Below are 19,433 nucleotides of genomic sequence, written 5' to 3'. Positions count from 1 at the left end.
ATGACAAGCGAGTGGGGCGCGCCGGAGCGGAAGTACCTGCGCCCGGAAGCGGGGCTGGTGGTGACCGACGGGCATGTGGTGGCGGGCTATGCGTCGCTGTTCGGGGTGAAGGATCAGGGCGGCGATGTGGTGCGCAAGGGGGCCTATGCGGCCTCGCTGAAGCGCCTCGCTGCCGGCGGGGGCCGGGTCAAGATGCTGTGGCAGCATGACCCGGCCCAGCCGATCGGGGTGTGGGACGAGGTGCGCGAGGATGCCACCGGGCTTTGGGTCAAGGGGCGCATCCTGACGGAGGTGGCCAAGGGCCGCGAGGCGGTGGCGCTGCTGGCGGCGGGGGCGATCGACGGGCTGTCGATCGGCTACCGCACGGTGAAGGCGGAACGGGACGGCAAGGGCGTGCGGCAACTGTCGGAACTGGAGCTTTGGGAGGTGTCGCTGGTGACGTTTCCGATGCTTCCCGAAGCGCGGGTTTCGGCCAAGGCCGACACGTTCAGCGAGGACTGGCGCGAGGTTGCGGCGGCGTTCGAGGCCGCGCGGCGGAGCCTTTCCGGAAACTAGGCCGGGGTTTTCTTGAAGCATCCCCCGACACCAACCCCTCCCAGTCAGGGGACGGGGCGGCGGCCCACTGATGCTTTGCTTCTGAGTGCAACCGAAGGGAACGACACGATGACCGAGACAGAGGCTCGGGCCGGGGCAGGCTTGCCCGAGGCCCAATCGCCGGCTGCGGAAGTGAAGGCAGCTGTGTCCGGGTTCTTGAAGGAATTCAAGGGCTTTCAGGACGAAGTGAAATCGACGTTGAAACAACAGGAAGAGCGACTGACCATGTTGAACGCAAAGACCATGACTTACGGGCGCCCGGCACTGTCGGCGCACACCGATGCAGGCGCGCCGCACCAGAAGGCGTTCGACGCCTATCTGCGCTCGGGCGATGACGATGGCCTGCGCGGGCTTGTGCTGGAAGGCAAGGCGATGAGCACCGCCGTGGCGGCAGACGGTGGCTATCTGGTCGATCCGCAGACGGCGGACCGCATCCGGTCGATGCTGTTCGCGACGTCGAGCCTGCGGTCGATCGCCAATGTGGCCCAGGTCGAGGCGACCTCGTTCGATGTGATCGTCGACCGTTCGGAAGTGGGTTCGGGTTGGGCGACGGAGACCGCGTCGACCACCGAGACCGCAACCCCGGTGATCGAGCGCATCTCGATCAAGCTGCACGAACTGGCGGCGATGCCGAAGGCCAGTCAGCGGCTGTTGGACGACAGCGCGTTCGACGTGGAAGGCTGGCTGGCCGAAAAGATCGCGACCCGCTTCATCCGTGCGGAAGCTGCGGCCTTCATCAACGGCGATGGGGTGGACAAGCCGAAGGGCATTCTGCTTCCGGCGAAGGTGGCGAACGCGTCCTGGACCTGGGGCAGCCTTGGCTACATCCCGACCGGCGCTGCGGCGGATTTTGCCACGACCAACGCGGTCGATTGCATCGTGAACCTGGTCTATGCGCTGGGCGCCGACTACCGCGCCAATGCGACCTTCGTGATGAATTCGAAGACCGTGGGCGCGGTGCGCAAGATGAAGGACGCCGATGGCCGCTTCATGTGGTCGGATGGTCTTGCGGCGAACGAGCCGGCGCGTCTGATGGGCTATCCGGTGCTGATCTGCGAAGACATGCCGGACGTGGCGGCAAACGCCCATCCGATTGCTTTCGGGGATTTCCGCAGCGCCTATACCATCGCGGAACGCCCGGATCTTCGCATCCTGCGCGACCCGTTCTCGGCCAAGCCGAACGTCCTGTTCTACGCCAACAAGCGGGTGGGCGGCGACATCACCGACTATGCGGCGATCAAGCTTCTGAAGATCGCGGTGTCCTGACGGCGTCCCGGTCCCCCGCAAGCGGGACCGGGGAATTGGACGCGCGCCGTGGTGCGCGCGTCCGGCTTTTCCACAGTCTGACGGCCGGGAGTGCATGACATGATGTTGACCGAAGAAACCACGGTGCCGGGGGCGGCGCTGCCGGTTCAGGACTTGAAGGACCATCTGCGCCTCGGCTCGGGATTTTCCGACGGGAGCATCCAGGATGCGCTGTTGGAAAGTTACCTGCGCGCGGCGCTGGCCGCGATCGAGGCGCGGATCGGGAAGATGCTGTATCAGCGGCGGTTCCGCTGGGTGCTGGATTGCTGGCGCGATGGCGATGAGCAGGCGCTGCCGGTGGCCCCGGTCGGCGGTATCGTGAGCGTGACGCTGGTGGACGTGGCGGCGGCGGAAACGCTGGTGCCGGCGGCGGCGTATCGGTTGATCCCGGATCTGCACCGGCCACGGCTGGCGGGGAAGGGGACGGCGCTGCCGACGATTCCGGCCTCGGGGCTGGTGAAGGTGGTGTTCGATGCGGGTTTTGGCACGACATGGGCCGAGGTGCCGGCCGATCTGCGCCAGGCGGTGCTGCTGCTGGCGGCGGAGTTCTACGAGCATCGCCATGACGACAACACCCAGGCTGCGGGGTTGCCGTTCGGCGTGGTGACGCTGATCGAACGCTGGCGGACGGTGCGGATCCTGGGCGGGGGGCGGGCATGAGCGGGTTGGGCATGAAGGCGCCCGATCTGAACCGGGCGCTGGTGCTGGAAGGCGCGGTCCGCGTCAGCGACGGTGCGGGCGGTTATAGCGAAAGCTGGGCCGCGCTGGGCACGCTCTGGGCTGCGGTGCTGCCGGGATCGGGGCGGGATGTGCCGGGGGAAGAATTGATCCTTGCCTCGGTGCCCTACCGGATCGTGGTCAGGGGTGCGCCTTACGGTGCGGTGTCGCGGCCAAAGCCGGAGCAGCGGTTCCGCGAGGGGGCGCGTGTGTTCACGATATTGGCGGTGACGGAGCGTGACCCGGACGGGCGCTACCTGACCTGCTTTGCACGCGAGGAGGTGCCGACATGAGTTACGGTGGAGCGGCCGCGCTGCAGGCAGCGGTCTATCAGGCGTTGACGGTGTTTCCCGCACTGGCGGGCGTGGCGATCTTTGACGCCGTACCGCCGGGGGTGACCGGGACGTTCGTCCTGATCGGGCCGGAGGAGGCGCGGGACCAGTCCGACAAATCGGGTGCGGGGGCGGAACATCAGCTGGTGATCAGCGTGATCAGCGACGCAACCGGGTTTCTGGCGCTGAAGACGGTGGCGGCGGCGATTTCGGATGCGCTGATCGGCGTGCCCTTGGTGCTGACGCGCGGGCAGTTGGTGAGCCTTTACTTCGTGCGTGCCAGTGCGCGGCGGATTTCCGAGGGCGAGACGCGGCGGATCGACCTGACCTTCCGGGCGCGCGTTCAACTGTAGCGCGCGGCTTTCATTCATCTTTGACGGAGAACGGACATGGCTGTGCAAAGCGGCAAGGATCTGCTGATCAAGATCGACCAAACGGGGGATGGGCAGTTTGTCACCATCGCCGGATTGCGGGCGACGCGGATCAGTTTCAACACCGAGACGGTGGATGTGACGAGCCTTGAGAGCCAGGGCGGGTGGCGCGAGCTGTTGGCCGGGGCGGGCGTGAAGTCGGCGGCGATCTCGGGCTCGGGCGTGTTTCGGGATGCGAATACCGACGAGCGCGCGCGGCAGATCTTCTTTGACGGGGAAATTCCGCGATTTCAGGTGGTTATCCCAAGTTTCGGCGTGATCGAGGGGTTGTTCCAGCTGACCGCCATCGAATATGCGGGCAGCCACAACGACGAGGCGACCTATGAGATGTCGATGGCCTCGGCGGGGCCGCTGACGTTCACGGCGCTTTGATGGCGAACCCTTGGACGGGTGAGGTGGCGATCTGGCTGGATGGCCAGCGCCACGCCGCCAAGCTGACGCTGGGGGCGCTGGCGGAGCTGGAGGCGGCGCTGGAGACCGGGACGCTGATCGACCTGGTGGAGCGGTTCGAGGGCGGGCGGTTTTCGACGCGCGACGTGCTGGCGCTGATCGTGGCGGGGCTGCGGGGCGGGGGTTGGCAGGGCACGGCGGCGGATCTGCGGACCGTGGAGATCGGCGGCGGGCCGGTGGAGGCGTCGCGCGCGGCGGCGGAGTTGCTGGCGCGGGCGTTTTCGGTGCCGGGGGAGGGATGAGCGGCATTGGCGGCAACACGATCGACTGGCGCGGGCTGATGACCGCGGGGCTGCACGGACTTGGGCTGGAGCCGGCGGTTTTCTGGCGGCTGACCCCGGTTGAACTGCGGATCATGCTGGGGGCGGGCGAGGCGGGCCCGCCCCTGACGCGCGCGCGGCTGGCCGAACTGGCGGCGGCGTTTCCCGATGTGAGGAAGGGTGAGGGCGATGGCGGATATCAACGCGATGCAGGACCAGTTGACGGCGCTGGAGGCGCAGCTGGGGTCGTCGGCCACGATGGTGGCGGCGTTTGACGGCGAGTTGGCGCGGATGCGGGAGACGATGATCTTCACCGGTCGCGAGGTGAACACGCTGTCGAACGGAATTTCGGGGGGCCTCAGCAAGGCGTTCAATGGCCTTGTGTTCGATGGGATGAAGCTGAACGACGCGCTGAAATCGGTCGCGAATACGATCGTGGACTCGGTCTATTCGATCGCGATGAAACCGGTCACGGGCGCGCTGGGCGGGCTTTTGGCGCAGGGCGTTTCGGGGGCGATGGGGGCGATGATGCCGTTCGCCAATGGTGGGGCGTTCACCCAAGGCAAGGTGATGCCGTTCGCCAAGGGCGGGGTAGTGTCGCAGCCCTCGATGTTTCCGATGCGGGGCGGGCGCGGACTGATGGGCGAGGCAGGACCGGAGGCGATCATGCCCTTGGCGCGCGGGCCCGACGGCAAATTGGGCGTGCAGGCGGGCGGCGGGCGGGCGGTGAGCGTGGTGATGAACATCACGACGCCGGATGTGCAGGGCTTTCAGCGCAGCCAATCCCAGGTGGCCGCACAGGTCAGCCGGGCGCTGGCGCGTGGACAACGGAACCGGTGAGGGACGATCATGGCATTTCACGAAATACGCTTTCCCGCAAACCTGAGCTTCGGGTCGGTCGGTGGCCCTGAACGGCGCACGGAGGTGGTGACACTTGCCAACGGGTTCGAGGAGCGCAACACGCCGTGGGCCCATTCGCGCCGCCGCTATGACGCGGGCGTGGGGCTGCGGTCCTTGGATGACGTGGAGACGCTGATCGCGTTCTTCGAGGCGCGGGCCGGACAGTTGCACGGGTTTCGCTGGAAGGACTGGTCGGACTACAAATCCTGCCCGGCATCGCGCGGCACGTCGCCGCTGGATCAGCTGGTCGGTGCGGGCGACGGGGTGGCGACGGTGTTCCGGCTGCAAAAGACCTATGCGTCGGGCCTGGAAAGCTACGTGCGGCCGATCCTGAAGCCGGTGGTCGGATCGGTTCTGGTGGCGGTTTCGGACGACCAGAAGATCGAAAGCCTTGAGTTCACGGTGAATTACCAGACGGGTGAGATCACCTTCGTGGTCGCCCCCGAGGCTGGGACGCGGATCACGGCGGGGTTCGAGTTCGACGTGCCGGTGCGTTTTGACACCGATGGCATTCAGACCTCGGTCGCGTCGTTTCAGGCGGGTGATGTGCCGACGGTGCCGGTTGTGGAGATCCGGCTGTGAGCGCGGCGGCGCTTCATGCGCATCTGGGCAGTGGGGCGACGACGGTGTGCCGGGCGTGGACGGTGGTGCGGCCGGACGGAACGGTGCTTGGGTTTACCGACCATGACCGCGATTTGGTGATCGAGGGTGTGGTCTGCCGCGCCGATACCGGGATGACGGCGCGGGCCTTGCAGCAGACCACGGGACTGTCGGTTGACAACAGCGAGGCTGTCGGCGCGCTGAGCGACGCGTCGGTGACCGAAGCGGACCTTCTGGCGGGGCGCTATGACGGGGCCGAGGTGCGGGCCTGGCTGGTGAACTGGGCCAATCCTGACGAGCGGATTGAGCAGTTTCGTGGCGCCTTGGGCGAGATCGTGCGTGCGGGCGGAAGCTTCCGGGCCGAGTTGCGGGGGTTGAGCGATGCGTTGAACCGGCCGCAGGGCTTTGCCTACCAGTCCGGCTGTTCGGCGGTTCTGGGCGACAGTCGCTGCCGGTTCGACACGGGCCAACCCGGATATTTTGCACAGCGCGTCGTCGAGACGGTCGAGGACGGGCGCAGTTTTCGCTTTGCCAGCTTTGCCGGGTTTGATGACCGGTGGTTCGAGTATGGCCGCTTCGAGGTGCTGAGCGGGCTTGCCGCGGGCCTTGTCGGCGTGGTGCGGGCCGATCGGCAAGAGGGTGCAGGCAGGCGGATCGACCTGTGGCAGTCGATCCCGGCGGAAATCGCTACGGGCGACAGTGTTCGCATCATTGCGGGATGCAACAAGGCGTCGGATACTTGTCGAACAAAGTTTTCCAATTTCATGAACTTCCGCGGGTTTCCTCATATTCCGGGTGAAGATTGGCTGACGTCCTATCCGGTGTCGGGCAGCGCAAAGACCGGCGGCAGCTTGGTGCGCCAGAGCGGCGGGCCGACTGCATGACGGGCGCTGACCGTATCGTGGCCGAGGCGCGAAGCTGGATCGGCACGCCCTATCTGCATCAAGCCAGCGTCAAGGGGGCGGGCACCGACTGTCTGGGCCTGTTGCGCGGAGTCTGGCGGGCGTTGCAAGGGCCGGAACCCGAGGTTGTACCGGCCTATACCGCCGACTGGGCCGAACCGGATCACCGCGAGGTGCTGCTGGAGGCAGCGGCGCGGTTGCTGCTGCACAAGCCGCATGATGTGGCCGAGCCGGGTGATGTGCTGGTGTTTCGGATGCGGGCGGGCAGCATCGCCAAGCATCTGGGTATACAATCGCAAACCGGGCCCGCGCCGCGTTTCATCCATGCCTACACCGACCACGGTGTCATCGAAAGCCCGCTGTCCCAGCCTTGGGAACGGCGGATCGCGGCACGTTTCGCCTTTCCCAAAGGAGCCTGATCTATGGCCACTCTTATCTTGTCTGCGGCTGGTGCGGCCATCGGGTCCGGCTTTGGCGGCGCGATCCTCGGCCTGTCTGGCGCGGTGATCGGCCGGGCGGTCGGGGCGACGCTGGGACGCTTGATTGACCAGCGCATCCTTGGGGCGGGCTCGGACCCGGTTGATGTCGGTCGGTTGGACAGGTTGCGGCTGACCGGTGCGGGCGAGGGTGCTGCGATCGGCCAGTTGTGGGGCCGGATGCGGCTGCCGGGGCAGGTGATCTGGGCCACGCAGTTCAGCGAAACCGTTCAGCGGCGGCGCAGCGGCAAGGGGGCGCCAAAGCAGAAGGTGAACGAATACAGCTATTCCGTCAGCCTTGCGATTGCGCTTTGCGAGGGCGAAATCCTGCGGGTCGGGCGGATCTGGGCGGACGGGAACGAAATCTCGCCGCGCGACCTGAACCTGCGGGTTTATATGGGCAGCGAGGCGCAAGTGCCAGACCCCAAGATCGAGGCGGTCGAGGGGGCCGGGCAGGCGCCGGCCTATCGCGGACTTGCCTATGTGGTGATCGAGGATCTGGAGTTGTCGGCTTTTGGCAACCGCGTGCCGCAGTTCAACTTCGAGGTCATGCGCGCCGCGCAGGGACCGTCGATCGAGCCCCTGGCAACATTGAACGGTGCGGTTCGCGCGGTTGCGCTTATTCCGGGGACGGGGGAATACGGCCTTGCGACGACGCCTGTACATTATGTCGAAGGGCGCGGCCGGAACCGGACTGCCAACGTCCATTCCCCGTCCGGGTTGACCGATTTTGCAACCAGTCTGGAGCAGTTGGGAGAAGAATTGCCAGGGTGTGGATCGGTTTCGGTGATCGTGTCCTGGTTCGGCGACGACCTTCGCTGCGGATCATGCACGGTCCGGCCCAAGGTGGAGCAAACGGTCCGTGACGGCGTCAGGATGCGGTGGCGGGCGGGCGGGATTGCGCGGTCGGCTGCGGCCGAGGTGCCGAAGGTCGACGGGCGGTCGGTCTATGGCGGCACCCCGGCGGATGCTTCGGTGATCGAGGCGATCCGCGCGATCAAGGCAAAGGGCCAGGAGGTGATGATCTATCCGTTCATGTTGATGGATCAGCTTGCCGGCAACAGCCTGCCCGATCCGTGGAGCGGCTCTGTCGGCCAGCCAGCCCTGCCTTGGCGGGGGCGGGTGACGCTGTCGGTGGCCCCCGGGCAGGAGGGCACGACCGACCGAACCGCTGCCGCAGCGGCCGAGGTGGCGGCGTTTTTTGGCACGGCGCAGCCCGCACATTTCAGCGCGGAAGGGGATGTGATCAGCTATTCCGGGCCGAATGAATGGAGCTATCGGCGGTTCATCCTGCACAATGCGAAACTCTGCGCCGTGTCCGGTGGGGTTGACGCCTTCTGCATCGGCTCGGAGATGCGGTCGCTGACCCAGATCCGGGGCGCGGCGGATTCCTTCCCGGCGGTGCAGGCGCTTCGGGCGCTTGCCGCCGATGTGCGCACCATTCTTGGGCCCACGGTCAAGATCAGCTATGCCGCCGACTGGTCCGAGTATTTCGGCTATCACACTGGGACGGATGTGTATTTCCATCTTGATCCGCTGTGGGCCGATCCCAACATCGACTTCGTTGCGATCGACAACTACATGCCGGTATCTGATTGGCGTGACGGTGACGACCACGCGGATGCGGCTTGGCGCTCGATCTATAACCTTGCCTACCTCAAGGCGAATATCACGGGGGGCGAGGGTGGGGATTGGTTCTACGAAAGCCCTGAAGGCGAGGCGGCGCAAATCCGTTTGCCGATCACTGACGGCGCTTACGGCGAGCCGTGGGTGTTTCGCTACAAGGATCTGAAATCCTGGTGGTCGAACGCACATTTTGACCGACCGGGTGGGGTGCGCGCGGCGCAACCGACGGCGTGGGTGCCGCACTCAAAGCCGTTCCGGTTCACCGAATATGGCTGTGCCGCGATTGACAAGGGCACCAACCAGCCGAACCGCTTCATTGACGCGAAATCTTCGGAGTCGGGGTTGCCGAAGTATTCAAGCGGGCGGCGGGATGACCTTGTCCAGATGCAGTATCTGCTGGCGATGGCAGAGTTCTGGACCGACCCCGCAAACAACCCGGTCTCGCCGCTTTACGGCGAGGCGATGGTCGACATGGACCGCGCGCATGTCTGGGCATGGGACGCGCGACCGTTCCCTGAGTTTCCCGGCCAGACCGAAATCTGGAGTGATGGCGGCAACTATTCGCGTGGACATTGGCTGAACGGGCGCGCGACAAACCAGCCCTTGGCAACGGTGGTGCGGGAAATCTGCGCCGCTTCGGGTATCACCGCGGTCGATGTCGATGCCCTTTACGGGCTAGTGCGCGGCTACCTGCAAAGCGACGTTTCGACCGCGCGCGCGGCCCTTCAACCGCTGATGCTGGCGCTTGGATTCGATATGGTCGAACGCGACGGCATGGCGCAGTTCCGCAACCGGACCGGCAGGATAAGCGCGGAGATCACGCCGGACGAACTTGCCGTGGTCAGCGACCTTGAAGGCACGTTCGAGACCTCCCGCGGGTCCGAGGCCGAGACTGCCGGTCAAGTGCGGCTAGGGTATGTCGATGCGCAGGGCAGCTACGAGGTGCGCAGCGTGGAAGGTCGTTTTCCCGACGAGGAGGCCCGCGGCGTATCGCAGACCGATGTCGCGGTCGCACTGACCAAGGCGGAAGGCCGCGCGACGGTGGACCGTTGGTTGGCCGAAGCCCGTGTTGCCCGTGACAGCGCGCGGTTTGCCTTGCCGAAATCGCGTCTGACCGTGGGGGCGGGCGACGTCGTCGGCTATCGTGGCCGGCGCTACAGGGTGGACCGGGTGGAACAGGCCGAGGCGCAGGTGCTTGATGCGGTCCGCGTCGAGCCGGGGATCTATCTGCCGGGCGAAAGCGCGGAGGAAGACTATCGTCTGCGCCCATTCGTGCCCCCGGTGCCCGTGTTGCCGTACTTTGTGGACCTGCCCTTGCTGACCGGTGACGAGGTTGCGCACGCCCCGCATATCGCGGTTGCGGCTTCGCCCTGGCCAGGTTCGGTTGCGGTCTGGTCGGCTGCCGAGGACGCGGGATACGAGTTGAACCGGCTCGTGGCAGCGCCCGCCGTTACCGGTGTCACCGAGTCACCCTTGCTGGCCGCATCGCCGGGGCTGTGGGATCGCGGCGCGCCGCTGCGCATCCGGCTTTCGGGGGGCACACTTGCGTCGGCCAGCCAGCTTTCGGTCCTGAACGGATCGAACGCAATGGCGATTGGCGATGGAAGCTCGGGCAACTGGGAGGTCTTTCAGTTCGCATCGTCCCAGATCGTGGCGCCAGACACTTATGAGGTCAGCATGCGGTTACGCGGGCAACAGGGCACCGATGGCATCATGCCGGTGGAATGGCCGGTTGGCAGCACGGTCGTCCTGCTGGATCTTGCGCTGACCCAGATCGATCTGCCGCTTTCGGCGCGCGGGCTTGCCCGATACTACCGCATCGGCGGGGCCTCGCGGGGGTTCGACGATCCGAACGTGACGTTGAGGATCGAGGCTTTCGACGGCATCGGGCTGCGGCCCTATCCGGTATCGCATCTTCGGCAAAAGACCGTTGCGGGGACCGTCACGCTTGGCTGGAAACGCAGGACACGCATTGAGGGTGACAGCTGGCAAGTCGCCGAGGTGCCGTTGGGCGAAGACGTGGAGGCCTATCTTCTGCGCATCCAGCAAGGATCGACGATCCGGGCGGAATACTCCAGCGCCGCACCGGGGTTTGTCTATTCCCCGGCAATGCAGGCTGCGGACGGGGTAACGGGTCCGTTCGACGTTGCGGTGGCGCAGGTTTCAACCCGCTTTGGCCCCGGCCCGTTTCGCAGCGTAGCGGTTTCGGTTTGAGATGCGCACACCGCTTGCCGCCGACGTTCTGTTGCTGGCCCGGGCGTTGATGCCACTGCCGAAAGTCGGGCGCATGCCATTCGCGACGCGATTGATCCGCGAAGCGACCGAAGCGCAGGCGCATTTCGAGGCCACCCGCTGCTGCCACCCGACCTTCGGTGATGGCAGCCTGATGGCCCGCGTTCTGCATCTGCACCCAGGCGCTGAACCCGTTGCCAGCGACCCGGACTTTCTCGATGCGATGCGTATTGCGGCGAAGGCCCTGCAAACCCATTACCGGGCGCGATTGCCGACATCACAACTTTGAGGGTCGCCAGCGCCTCGCTATATGGTAAAAGAGGTCTGTAACAGGAGGCTTCAGCATGGCCGAGATCAAACCACGCGTTTCCAGCATTGATCCCGTCTGGCAGCGCGTCTGCGAAGAGGCCGTCGAGGCGATCCGCGCTGAACCCCTGCTTGGTGGCCTGATCCACTCGGGCCTCCTGCACCATTCGTCGATGGAGCGGGCGCTGGCTTACCGCTTTTCGATGAAGCTCGCCTCGGGCGAGATGAGCGAGCAAATCCTGCGTGAAATCGCTGATGAAGCCTATGCCAGCGACGCCGATCTGGGCGCTGCGGCACGGTCTGACCTGATGGCCGTCTACGAACGCGATCCGGCTTGCCACCGCTTCCTGCAGCCGATCCTCTTCTTCAAGGGATATCAGGCTATTCAGGCCTACCGTGTCGGGCATTGGCTGTGGCGCACTGGTCGGATCGACCTTGCGTACTTCGTGCAAATGCGCGTGTCCGAAGCTTTCGGCGTCGACATCCACCCGGCTGCCCGCGTCGGCAAGGGCATCATGATCGACCACGCGCATTCCATCGTCATCGGCGAAACGGCGGTGGTCGGGGACAATGTCTCGATGCTGCACTCGGTCACTCTTGGTGGCACCGGCAAGGAAGACGGCGACCGGCACCCGAAGATCGGTGACGGGGTGCTGATCGGGGCGGGTGCCAAGGTGCTGGGCAACATCACCGTCGGCCGCTGCTCGCGCATTGCCGCCGGTTCAGTGGTGCTGGAGGATGTGCCGCACAACACAACGGTCGCGGGCGTGCCGGCCCGGGTCGTCGGCAAGGCAGGCTGTGCGCAGCCAGCGCTGACCATGGATCAGATCCTGAAAACGAAATGATGCTGCGGTGAGCGTCAGCGGTCGCTCCTTGGCCGCGCAGGCGATCGGCGAGGCGATTTCGCTGTTTGCCCGATTCATTACCGCGCCCCGCGCCATCTGGCAGGGGATTGCCCCAGAACGCGGACTGCGCGTCTACTATGCCAACCATAGTTCCAACGGCGACTTCGTCCTGATCTGGACGGTCCTGCCAGCCCCGCTGCGCCGCGACACGCGTCCCGTGGCCGCGCTGGATTATTGGCTTACCTCCCCTTTGCGAGCGTTCATCGGGCGCGACGTCTTCAACGCCGTCCTGATCGACCGCCGCCCAGAGGCCCGCACCACCGACCCGGTTGAGCAGATGGTTGCTGCGCTGGATCAGGGGGCGTCGTTGATCCTGTTTCCAGAAGGCAAGCGCAACGTCTCGGACGAACGGCTGCTTCCGTTCAAGTCTGGATTGTTCCACCTTGCCCGCAGCCGACCATCGGTAGATCTTGTGCCCGTCTGGATCGCCAACCTGAACAAGGTCATGCCGAAGGGAGAAGTCATTCCGGTTCCCCTGATCTGCACCCTCACCTTCGGCGCGCCCCTGCGGATCAGTGAGGGCGAGACAAAGGATGCCTTCCTCGCCCGTGCCTCCGAGGCGCTTCTTGCATTGGGCACCGCGGCATCATGACCAGCCCTCACCTGATCTGGCTGCTATCGGGCGTCGTGATGATCCTGCTGGTCGCCTCGATCATCGGTGCGCTTTTGCGGCTGCGGCTCGGCGATGCGCCCAACCCGATGATCGACAACCTGATCGCGCGCACCAATGCGTGGTGGGTGATGGTGATCCTGCTCGCAATTGCGTTCCTCGCAGGGCGCACCGGCGTGATCCTGCTTTTCGCGCTCTGCTCCTTCGCGGCCCTGCGCGAATTTCTCACCCTGACCACCCACTCGCGCGAAGATCACTGGTCACTGGTCGCCTGCTTCTTTCTGGTCCTGCCGTTCCAGTATTACCTGGTGCTGACTGACTGGTACGGGCTCTATTCCGTGTTCATCCCGGTCTACGTCTTCCTCTTGCTGCCGGTCCTGTCGGCCTTGCGCGGCAACCCCAAGGATTTCCTTGTCCGCGTTTCCGAAACGCAATGGGCGATGATGATCTGTGTCTTCTGCGTCAGCCATGTCCCCGCGATCCTTTCGCTGCAGATCCCAGGTTTCGAAGGCCGAAACGTCATTCTCATCGCCTACCTGATCTTCATCGTGCAGCTTTCAGACGTGATGCAATACGTCTGGGGCAAGCTGATCGGCCGCACGCGGATTGCGCCCACCCTGTCGCCCTCCAAAACGTGGGAGGGGTTTATCGGCGGCTCGCTTACCGCCACAGCCGTCGGCACGCTCCTTTGGTGGATGACGCCCTTTACCATGCTGCAGGCGATGGGGATGTGCCTTCTGCTGACGCTGATGGGCTTTTTCGGCGGCCTCGTCATGTCGGCGATCAAGCGTGACCGGGGGGTCAAGGACTGGGGTCACCTGATTGCCGGGCATGGCGGGTTCATCGACCGGCTCGACAGCGTGATCTTCGCGGCACCGATTTTCTTTCACATCACTCGCTACGGCTGGTCCGTGACATGACAGACCGCGCCGAACCGCCATCCCGCCGCCCCCTGACCTCGCGCAACTCCGCTTGGGCAAAGGCGATTGCGGTCAGGGCCGTCGCGCGTGGCCTCACCCCCAACCGGATCTCGCAGCTTTCCATCGCTTTCGCCGCACTTGGCGCTGCCTGCTATGCTTTGTCGCTCATTGGTTCCGGCTTCCTGCAATGGCTGATGCTGATCCTTGCCGCCGCAGCCTGCCAGGCACGGCTGGTGTGCAACCTGATCGACGGACTGGTTGCCGTCGAAGGCGGGCAGGGCACCAAGGATGGCCCGTTCTGGAACGAAGCGCCGGACCGGATCTCCGACCTCCTCCTCCTCGGCGGGGCGGGGATTGCCGCCGGCAACCCCGCGCTGGGCCTTCTCGCCGCGGCCCTCGCCATCGCCACCGCCTACCTGCGCGAACTTGGCCGCGCCGAGGGCTTCCCGGCCGATTTCTCCGGCCCGATGGCCAAACCTCAGCGCATGGCGGGGCTTACCACCGGCACCGTCATCGCGGCATTCTACACACCGGGCTGGACGCTTGCCGTCACCCTCTGGATCATCGCGGCCGGCACCGCTCTCACCATCCTCAGCCGGTCACGCACCCTGATCGCCCGATTGCATGCCCGCTAACAAACAAGCGGGACCAAGGCCCCGCTTCCCCTTCGGCAAATATCCCGCTTGGGGTGCGGGGGGCGGCGCATGCCCCCCGCTGCCTTTGGTCACGCCAGAAGCGCCATCGGGTTTTCCAGGCCCTCGATCACCGCCTTCAGGAACTCGGCTCCCAAGGCGCCGTCGATCACCCGGTGGTCGACCGACAGGGTCATCGACATCACCGTCGCCACGCCGATCGTGCCATCCGCCAGAACCACGGGCTTCTTGACGCCCGCGCCAACCGCCAGGATCGACCCATGCGGCGGGTTGATCACCGCGTCGAAGTTCTCGATCCCCATCATCCCAAGGTTGGAAATCGCAAACGACCCGCCCTGATATTCATGTGGCGCCAGCTTCTTCGACTTCGCCCGCGCCGCCAGATCCTTCATTTCCGCCGACAGCGTCGAAAGCGACTTCTTGTCGGCATCGCGCAGGACCGGCGTGAAAAGCCCGCCCTCCACCGCCACCGCAACCGCCACATCAGACGGTTTCAGCCGCAGCATCCGGTCACCCGCCCAAACCGCATTTGCGTTCGGCACAGCCTGCAACGCCGCCGCACAGGCCTTGATGATGAAGTCGTTGACCGACAGCTTCACGCCCCGCGCTTCAAGCTGCTTGTTCAAGGTCTCGCGGAACGCCATCAGCGCATCCAGCCGTACCTCGCGCCGCAGGTAGAAATGTGGGATGGTCTGCTTTGCCTCGGTCAGCCGCGCCGCAATCGTCCGGCGCATCCCGTCCAGAGGAATTTCCTCGAACTGCCGGTCGGCATACATCTTCATCACGGTTTCCGCAGACATTCCGGTCGGCATCCCGGCAGCAGCCGGTTTCGCCGGGGCAGGGGCCGCTGCTGCAGGGGCCGCCGCCGCGACCGGAGCCGCCGCAGGCTTCGCGTCTTCGACATCCGCTTTCACGATGCGACCATGCGGGCCAGACCCGGCGACCTTGGTCAGATCCAACCCCTTTTCCGCCGCGATCCGCCGCGCCAGAGGCGAGGCGAACACCCGCGCGCCGCCAGCCGCCACAGGGGCCGAAGTGGCCGCAGGCGCAGGCGCCGCCGCCACGACCGGTGCAGCCGCTACAGCCATAGCAGCCACCGGCGCAGCCGTTTTCGCCGGGGCAGGGGCCGCGCTGACGCTTTCCCCTTCCTCGACCATAACCGCGATGGGCGTGTTGACCTTCACCCCCGCCGTGCCTTCGGCAACCAGCAGCTTCCCGACGATCCCCTCATCGACCGCCTCGAACTCCATCGTCGCCTTGTCGGTCTCGATCTCGGCCAGGATCTGGCCGGATTTGACCGCATCCCCCTCCTTGACCAGCCATTTCGCCAGCGTGCCTTCCTCCATCGTGGGGGACAGCGCGGGCATCAGGATTTCTACAGCCATTGCTTCACCTCACCGGTAGCAGACGGATTTGACAGCGGCGATCACCTCGGCGGTGGTCGTCAACGCCAGCTTTTCAAGGTTGGCCGCATAGGGCATCGGCACGTCTTTCCCGGTGCAATTGATCACCGGCGCATCCAGATAATCGAACGCCCGCTGCATCACGACCGCGCCGATATGGTTGCCGATGGCCCCGACCGGGAAACCTTCCTCCACGGTCACGCAGCGGTTGGTCTTCATCACGCTTGCCAGCACCGTGTCATAGTCGATCGGGCGCAGCGTGCGCAGGTTGATGACCTCGGCCGAAATGCCTTCCTTCGCCAGCTCTTCCGCCGCCTGCAGCGAATAGGTCAGGCCAATCCCGAACGACACGATGGTCACATCGCTTCCGTCGCGCAAAATCGACGCCTTGCCGAACGGCACCGCGAAATCCGGATCGGTCGGCACCTCGAAGCTGCGCCCGTAAAGGATCTCGTTCTCAAGGAACACCACCGGGTTAGGGTCACGAATGGCGGTTTTCAGCAAACCTTTCGCATCAGCGGCCGAATACGGCATGCAAACCCGCAAGCCCGGAATCGCGGCAAACCATGCCGCATAATCTTGGCTATGTTGGGCGCCGACGCGCGCCGCAGCGCCGTTCGGGCCACGGAACACCATTGGGCTGCCCATCTGGCCGCCCGACATGTACAGCGTCTTCGCCGCCGAGTTGATGATATGGTCCATCGCCTGCATGGCGAAGTTGAACGTCATGAATTCCACGATCGGCTTCAGCCCGCCCCACGACGCCCCCGTGGCAATCCCGGCAAAGCCCATCTCGGTGATCGGCGTGTCGACCACGCGTTTCGCCCCGAACTCGTCCAGCAACCCCTGGGAAATCTTGTAGGCGCCCTGATACTCGCCCACCTCTTCGCCCATCAGGAACACGGTCGGGTCGGCGCGCATTTCCTCGGCCATCGCTTCGCGCAACGCCTCGCGCACCGTCATGGTTTTGGTCGGCCCTTCCGGCAGGTCGGAATGTGGCCAGCCCGAAGCCGCCTTCGGCATCGCCGGCGCTGAAGGGGCCGCTGCCGCTGCCGCGACAGGCTTCTGCACCGCCACCGCTGCCACAGCCGCAGGCTTCGGCGCGTCCGATACGGTTTCCCCCGCCTCGACCAGCACCATGATCGGCGTGTTCACCTTCACCCCTGCCGTGCCTTCGGCGACGAGAATCTTGCCCACCGTGCCTTCATCCACCGCCTCGAATTCCATCGTGGCCTTGTCGGTCTCGATCTCGGCGATGATCTGGCCGGATTTGACCACATCGCCCTCCTTGACCATCCATTTCGCCAGCGTGCCCTCTTCCATTGTGGGCGACAGCGCGGGCATCAATACTTCGGTTGCCATGTGTTGTCCCCCTCAGGCGTAGATATCGGTCCAGAGTTCCTCCAGCGGAGGCTCCGGGCTGTCTTTGGCAAACTCGGCGCTCTCGTTGACGATCGCCTTGATGTCCTTGTCGATGGCCTTCAGGTCTTCGTCCGACGCAAGGCCCGCCTGCAGCAGCAGGTCGCGCACATGTTCGATCGCGTCCTTTTCCGACCGCATCTTCTCCACCTCTTCGCGCGTCCGGTATTTCGCCGGATCCGACATCGAATGGCCGCGGTAGCGATAGGTCATCATCTCAAGGATATACGGCCCGTTCCCGGCCCGGCAGTGCGCCACGGCCTTCTCGCCCGCGGCTTTCACCGCCAGCACGTCCATCCCGTCGACCTGCTCGCCCGGAATCCCGTAAGCAATGCCGCGACCGAAATAGGTGGTGGACTTTGTCGACCGCTTGACGGATGTGCCCATCGCATAGCCGTTGTTTTCGATCACGAAGATCACCGGCAGCGCCCAAAGCTCGGCCATATTGTAGGTCTCGTAGACCTGGCCCTGGTTCGCGGCTCCGTCACCGAAATAGGTGAAGGTCACATTGTCATTGCCCAGATACTTGTCCGCAAAGGCCAAACCTGCGCCCAGCGGCACCTGAGCGCCAACAATCCCGTGCCCGCCGTAGAAATGCTTTTCCTTCGAGAACATGTGCATCGAGCCGCCCTTGCCCTTGGAGTAGCCTCCAATACGCCCGGTCAACTCGGCCATCACGCCCTTGGGGTCCATGCCGCAGGCCAGCATATGCCCGTGGTCGCGGTAACTGGTGACGCGCTTGTCCCCTTCCTTGGTCGCAGCCTCAAGGCCCACGACCACCGCTTCCTGTCCGATATACAGGTGGCAGAACCCGCCGATCAGGCCCATGCCATACAGCTGACCGGCCTTCTCCTCGAAGCGGCGGATCAGCAGCATGTCGCGGTAATATTGCAAAAGCTCGTCTTTCGAGACGTTCGGCCTTTCGGCTGGCTTCTTGGCCATCGGCATCCTCCCGGGCAAGATAGTTCAATATTAAACTATCGCCACTGTAACGGAAAACACAGCGCGAAACAAGTCACAGGGCGCGGGGTTGCCACGCAAGGTCAGCGCAGCGCGTGGCGCAGGATTTCAGCGGATGACGATTTCGTCGGTGCGCAGATAGCCCAGAATGTCGCGGGCCTGCTGGTCCAACAAGTCAAGATCCAGAAAGGCATCCGACAAGCGCCGGGTAAGATTGGTCATTTCCGCCAGATCGGCGGCCAGACGGTCGCGCTCTTCGGTCAGCACCTGCGCTTCGGCGGTAATTTCCACTCGGCGGAACAGGCCATAATCGCCCTGAACGGCGGCAAAGGTAAAATAGGCCCCCAGCATGAAGGCGAGGGCGAAATAGATCAGCCCGCCCACGCCCTGCCGTGTCTGCGCCCGCGTCTGCGAAATCGTCATGCCCGTAGCCCCAGCGCCCCTCTTGATCGGGGGCATGGCCGAATCATCGCATAACGTCAGGCCTTTGTGAATCCCGAAAACGCACAGGACTCAATGTGTTGACCGCCAGCCCTCAGGTGATCGAGGCGCGGTAGATGCTGTCGATGGCATCCCCCAATGCCGCGTCAAACTCCGCGTCCGACTGCTGCGCCGAAAGCCCTTCGGTCAGCGCGCGGCTGAAGCTTGCGATGATCCCGTGGTTCTGCGCCAGAATCTCGTTCGCCGCGGCACGCGAATGCCCGCCCGACAGCGCCACCACCTTCAAAACCTTCGGATGCGTCACCAAGGGCTTGTAGAAATTCGCCACCGTCGGCAACGACAGCTTCAGCATCACCTGTTGCCCCTCGGGCAGGTGATCCAGCGCCAGCAGGATCTCCTCCTGCAACATCGCCTCGGCCTTTTCTTTGTCGGCGATCGAGATCGTGACCTCCGGCTCAAGAATCGGCATCAGCCCATGTGCCGCCACCTGACGACCGACGTCGAACTGCTGGGCGACAATGGCAGCAATCCCCTTGCGGTTGGCTGCATTCACCACCGACCGCTCCTTGGTGCCGAAGATCCCCGCCTTCACCGCCCGCGCCAAAAGCGCGTCCAGCCCCGGCATTGGCTTCATCAGCTGCACCCCGTCAGCCTCGGCTTCCAGCCCCTTGTCGATCTTCAGGAACGGCACGACATGGCGATGCTTCCACAGAAACTCCGCCGTCGGCACGCCGTCGATATCGCGGTCCATCGTCTGCTCGAACAGGATCGCGCCGACCACCTTGTCGCCGCTGAACGCGGGCGACTTGATGATCCGCCGCCGCATCGCGTGGATCATGTCATACATCGCCGCTTCGCCGGAATACTGGTTTTCGTCCACGCCATACAGCTTCAACGCCTTTGGCGTCGATCCGCCCGACTGGTCCAGTGCCGCGATGAAGCCTTTGCCGTTGCGAACCTGTTCGGTCATCTCAGCCTGTGCCATGTCCGT

General features: G+C 64.8%; 23 protein-coding genes. 18 read left to right on the top strand and 5 right to left on the bottom strand.

The features are described 5' to 3' along the window. The 18 genes from ACROUL_RS14395 to ACROUL_RS14310 all read left to right on the top strand — a co-directional run bounded on the left by ACROUL_RS14395 (window position 1) and on the right by ACROUL_RS14310 (window position 14,201). Entirely contained in the window at window positions 1-555 is a 555-nt protein-coding gene (locus ACROUL_RS14395; RefSeq protein ID WP_431300153.1) for an HK97 family phage prohead protease, read from the top strand. A 108-nt stretch (window positions 556-663) separates the two neighbouring features. Then, the gene (locus tag ACROUL_RS14390; RefSeq protein ID WP_431300152.1) at window positions 664-1,860 is read left to right on the top strand and encodes a phage major capsid protein; all 1,197 of its coding nucleotides are present in this window, start codon (window positions 664-666) and stop codon (window positions 1,858-1,860) included. 99 nt (window positions 1,861-1,959) lie between these two features. Beyond that, entirely contained in the window at window positions 1,960-2,559 is a 600-nt protein-coding gene (locus ACROUL_RS14385; protein ID WP_431300151.1) for a head-tail connector protein, read from the top strand. A gap of 11 nt (window positions 2,560-2,570) precedes the next feature. Then, window positions 2,571-2,909, top strand: a complete 339-nt coding sequence (locus ACROUL_RS14380; protein ID WP_431301313.1) for a head-tail adaptor protein — start codon at window positions 2,571-2,573, stop codon at window positions 2,907-2,909. Continuing rightward, window positions 2,906-3,301 (top strand): DUF3168 domain-containing protein, encoded by a 396-nt coding sequence (locus tag ACROUL_RS14375; protein WP_431300150.1) that lies wholly within the window; start codon window positions 2,906-2,908, stop codon window positions 3,299-3,301. The genes ACROUL_RS14380 and ACROUL_RS14375 overlap by 4 nt, the downstream gene beginning before the upstream one ends. 36 nt (window positions 3,302-3,337) lie before the next feature. Next, window positions 3,338-3,751 (top strand): phage major tail protein, TP901-1 family, encoded by a 414-nt coding sequence (locus ACROUL_RS14370; RefSeq protein WP_431300149.1) that lies wholly within the window; start codon window positions 3,338-3,340, stop codon window positions 3,749-3,751. After that, window positions 3,751-4,071: a gene transfer agent family protein gene (locus ACROUL_RS14365; RefSeq protein WP_431300148.1), complete on the top strand. Its 321-nt coding sequence runs from the start codon at window positions 3,751-3,753 to the stop codon at window positions 4,069-4,071. The genes ACROUL_RS14370 and ACROUL_RS14365 overlap by 1 nt, the downstream gene beginning before the upstream one ends. Continuing rightward, complete coding sequence (locus ACROUL_RS14360; RefSeq protein WP_431300147.1) at window positions 4,068-4,364, top strand: rcc01693 family protein; 297 nt, start codon at window positions 4,068-4,070, stop codon at window positions 4,362-4,364. Before ACROUL_RS14365 ends, ACROUL_RS14360 begins: the two co-directional genes overlap by 4 nt. Beyond that, window positions 4,279-4,929: a phage tail tape measure protein gene (locus ACROUL_RS14355; RefSeq protein WP_431300146.1), complete on the top strand. Its 651-nt coding sequence runs from the start codon at window positions 4,279-4,281 to the stop codon at window positions 4,927-4,929. The genes ACROUL_RS14360 and ACROUL_RS14355 overlap by 86 nt, the downstream gene beginning before the upstream one ends. A gap of 9 nt (window positions 4,930-4,938) precedes the next feature. Next, a complete protein-coding gene (locus ACROUL_RS14350) occupies window positions 4,939-5,571 on the top strand; it encodes a phage distal tail protein, Rcc01695 family (protein ID WP_431300145.1) in 633 nt (210 codons plus the stop codon). After that, on the top strand, window positions 5,568-6,473 hold the full coding sequence (locus ACROUL_RS14345) for a DUF2163 domain-containing protein (RefSeq protein WP_431300144.1): 906 nt from the start codon (window positions 5,568-5,570) through the stop codon (window positions 6,471-6,473). Before ACROUL_RS14350 ends, ACROUL_RS14345 begins: the two co-directional genes overlap by 4 nt. Beyond that, window positions 6,470-6,910 carry an NlpC/P60 family protein gene (locus tag ACROUL_RS14340; protein ID WP_431300143.1) on the top strand — a complete coding sequence of 147 codons (441 nt, stop codon included), beginning with the start codon at window positions 6,470-6,472 and terminating at the stop codon, window positions 6,908-6,910. Before ACROUL_RS14345 ends, ACROUL_RS14340 begins: the two co-directional genes overlap by 4 nt. A gap of 3 nt (window positions 6,911-6,913) precedes the next feature. Then, window positions 6,914-10,807, top strand: coding sequence for a baseplate multidomain protein megatron (locus ACROUL_RS14335; protein WP_431300142.1), 3,894 nt, complete (start codon window positions 6,914-6,916; stop codon window positions 10,805-10,807). Between the two features lies 1 nt (window position 10,808). Next, the gene (locus ACROUL_RS14330; RefSeq protein WP_431300141.1) at window positions 10,809-11,114 is read left to right on the top strand and encodes a hypothetical protein; all 306 of its coding nucleotides are present in this window, start codon (window positions 10,809-10,811) and stop codon (window positions 11,112-11,114) included. A gap of 55 nt (window positions 11,115-11,169) precedes the next feature. Continuing rightward, window positions 11,170-11,976, top strand: coding sequence for a serine O-acetyltransferase (gene cysE, locus ACROUL_RS14325; protein WP_431300140.1), 807 nt, complete (start codon window positions 11,170-11,172; stop codon window positions 11,974-11,976). 7 nt (window positions 11,977-11,983) lie between these two features. Further along, complete coding sequence (locus ACROUL_RS14320) at window positions 11,984-12,628, top strand: lysophospholipid acyltransferase family protein (RefSeq protein WP_431300139.1); 645 nt, start codon at window positions 11,984-11,986, stop codon at window positions 12,626-12,628. Beyond that, on the top strand, window positions 12,625-13,566 hold the full coding sequence (locus tag ACROUL_RS14315) for a phosphatidate cytidylyltransferase (protein WP_431300138.1): 942 nt from the start codon (window positions 12,625-12,627) through the stop codon (window positions 13,564-13,566). The genes ACROUL_RS14320 and ACROUL_RS14315 overlap by 4 nt, the downstream gene beginning before the upstream one ends. Continuing rightward, on the top strand, window positions 13,563-14,201 hold the full coding sequence (locus ACROUL_RS14310; protein ID WP_431300137.1) for a CDP-alcohol phosphatidyltransferase family protein: 639 nt from the start codon (window positions 13,563-13,565) through the stop codon (window positions 14,199-14,201). Before ACROUL_RS14315 ends, ACROUL_RS14310 begins: the two co-directional genes overlap by 4 nt. 89 nt (window positions 14,202-14,290) lie before the next feature. Here ACROUL_RS14310 and ACROUL_RS14305 read toward each other — a convergent pair whose 3' ends face one another. From ACROUL_RS14305 to ACROUL_RS14285, 5 genes are all read right to left on the bottom strand, one after another. Continuing rightward, a complete protein-coding gene (locus ACROUL_RS14305) occupies window positions 14,291-15,604 on the bottom strand; it encodes a pyruvate dehydrogenase complex dihydrolipoamide acetyltransferase (protein ID WP_431300136.1) in 1,314 nt (437 codons plus the stop codon). A 9-nt stretch (window positions 15,605-15,613) separates the two neighbouring features. Next, on the bottom strand, window positions 15,614-16,984 hold the full coding sequence (locus ACROUL_RS14300; protein WP_431300135.1) for a pyruvate dehydrogenase complex E1 component subunit beta: 1,371 nt from the start codon (window positions 16,982-16,984) through the stop codon (window positions 15,614-15,616). Between the two features lie 12 nt (window positions 16,985-16,996). Next, window positions 16,997-17,983 (bottom strand): pyruvate dehydrogenase (acetyl-transferring) E1 component subunit alpha, encoded by a 987-nt coding sequence (gene pdhA, locus ACROUL_RS14295; RefSeq protein ID WP_431300134.1) that lies wholly within the window; start codon window positions 17,981-17,983, stop codon window positions 16,997-16,999. Window positions 17,984-18,109: 126 nt separating this feature from the next. Continuing rightward, window positions 18,110-18,424 carry an FtsB family cell division protein gene (locus tag ACROUL_RS14290; RefSeq protein WP_305570621.1) on the bottom strand — a complete coding sequence of 105 codons (315 nt, stop codon included), beginning with the start codon at window positions 18,422-18,424 and terminating at the stop codon, window positions 18,110-18,112. A gap of 112 nt (window positions 18,425-18,536) precedes the next feature. Continuing rightward, complete coding sequence (locus ACROUL_RS14285) at window positions 18,537-19,427, bottom strand: fructose bisphosphate aldolase (protein WP_431300133.1); 891 nt, start codon at window positions 19,425-19,427, stop codon at window positions 18,537-18,539. Between the last annotated feature and the right edge of the window lie 6 nt (window positions 19,428-19,433).

The sequence above is a fragment of the Tabrizicola sp. BL-A-41-H6 genome, from assembly GCF_050632395.1.
GTDB lineage: Bacteria > Pseudomonadota > Alphaproteobacteria > Rhodobacterales > Rhodobacteraceae > JAUYQR01.
This window is presented reverse-complemented; position numbering and strand designations above follow the sequence as displayed.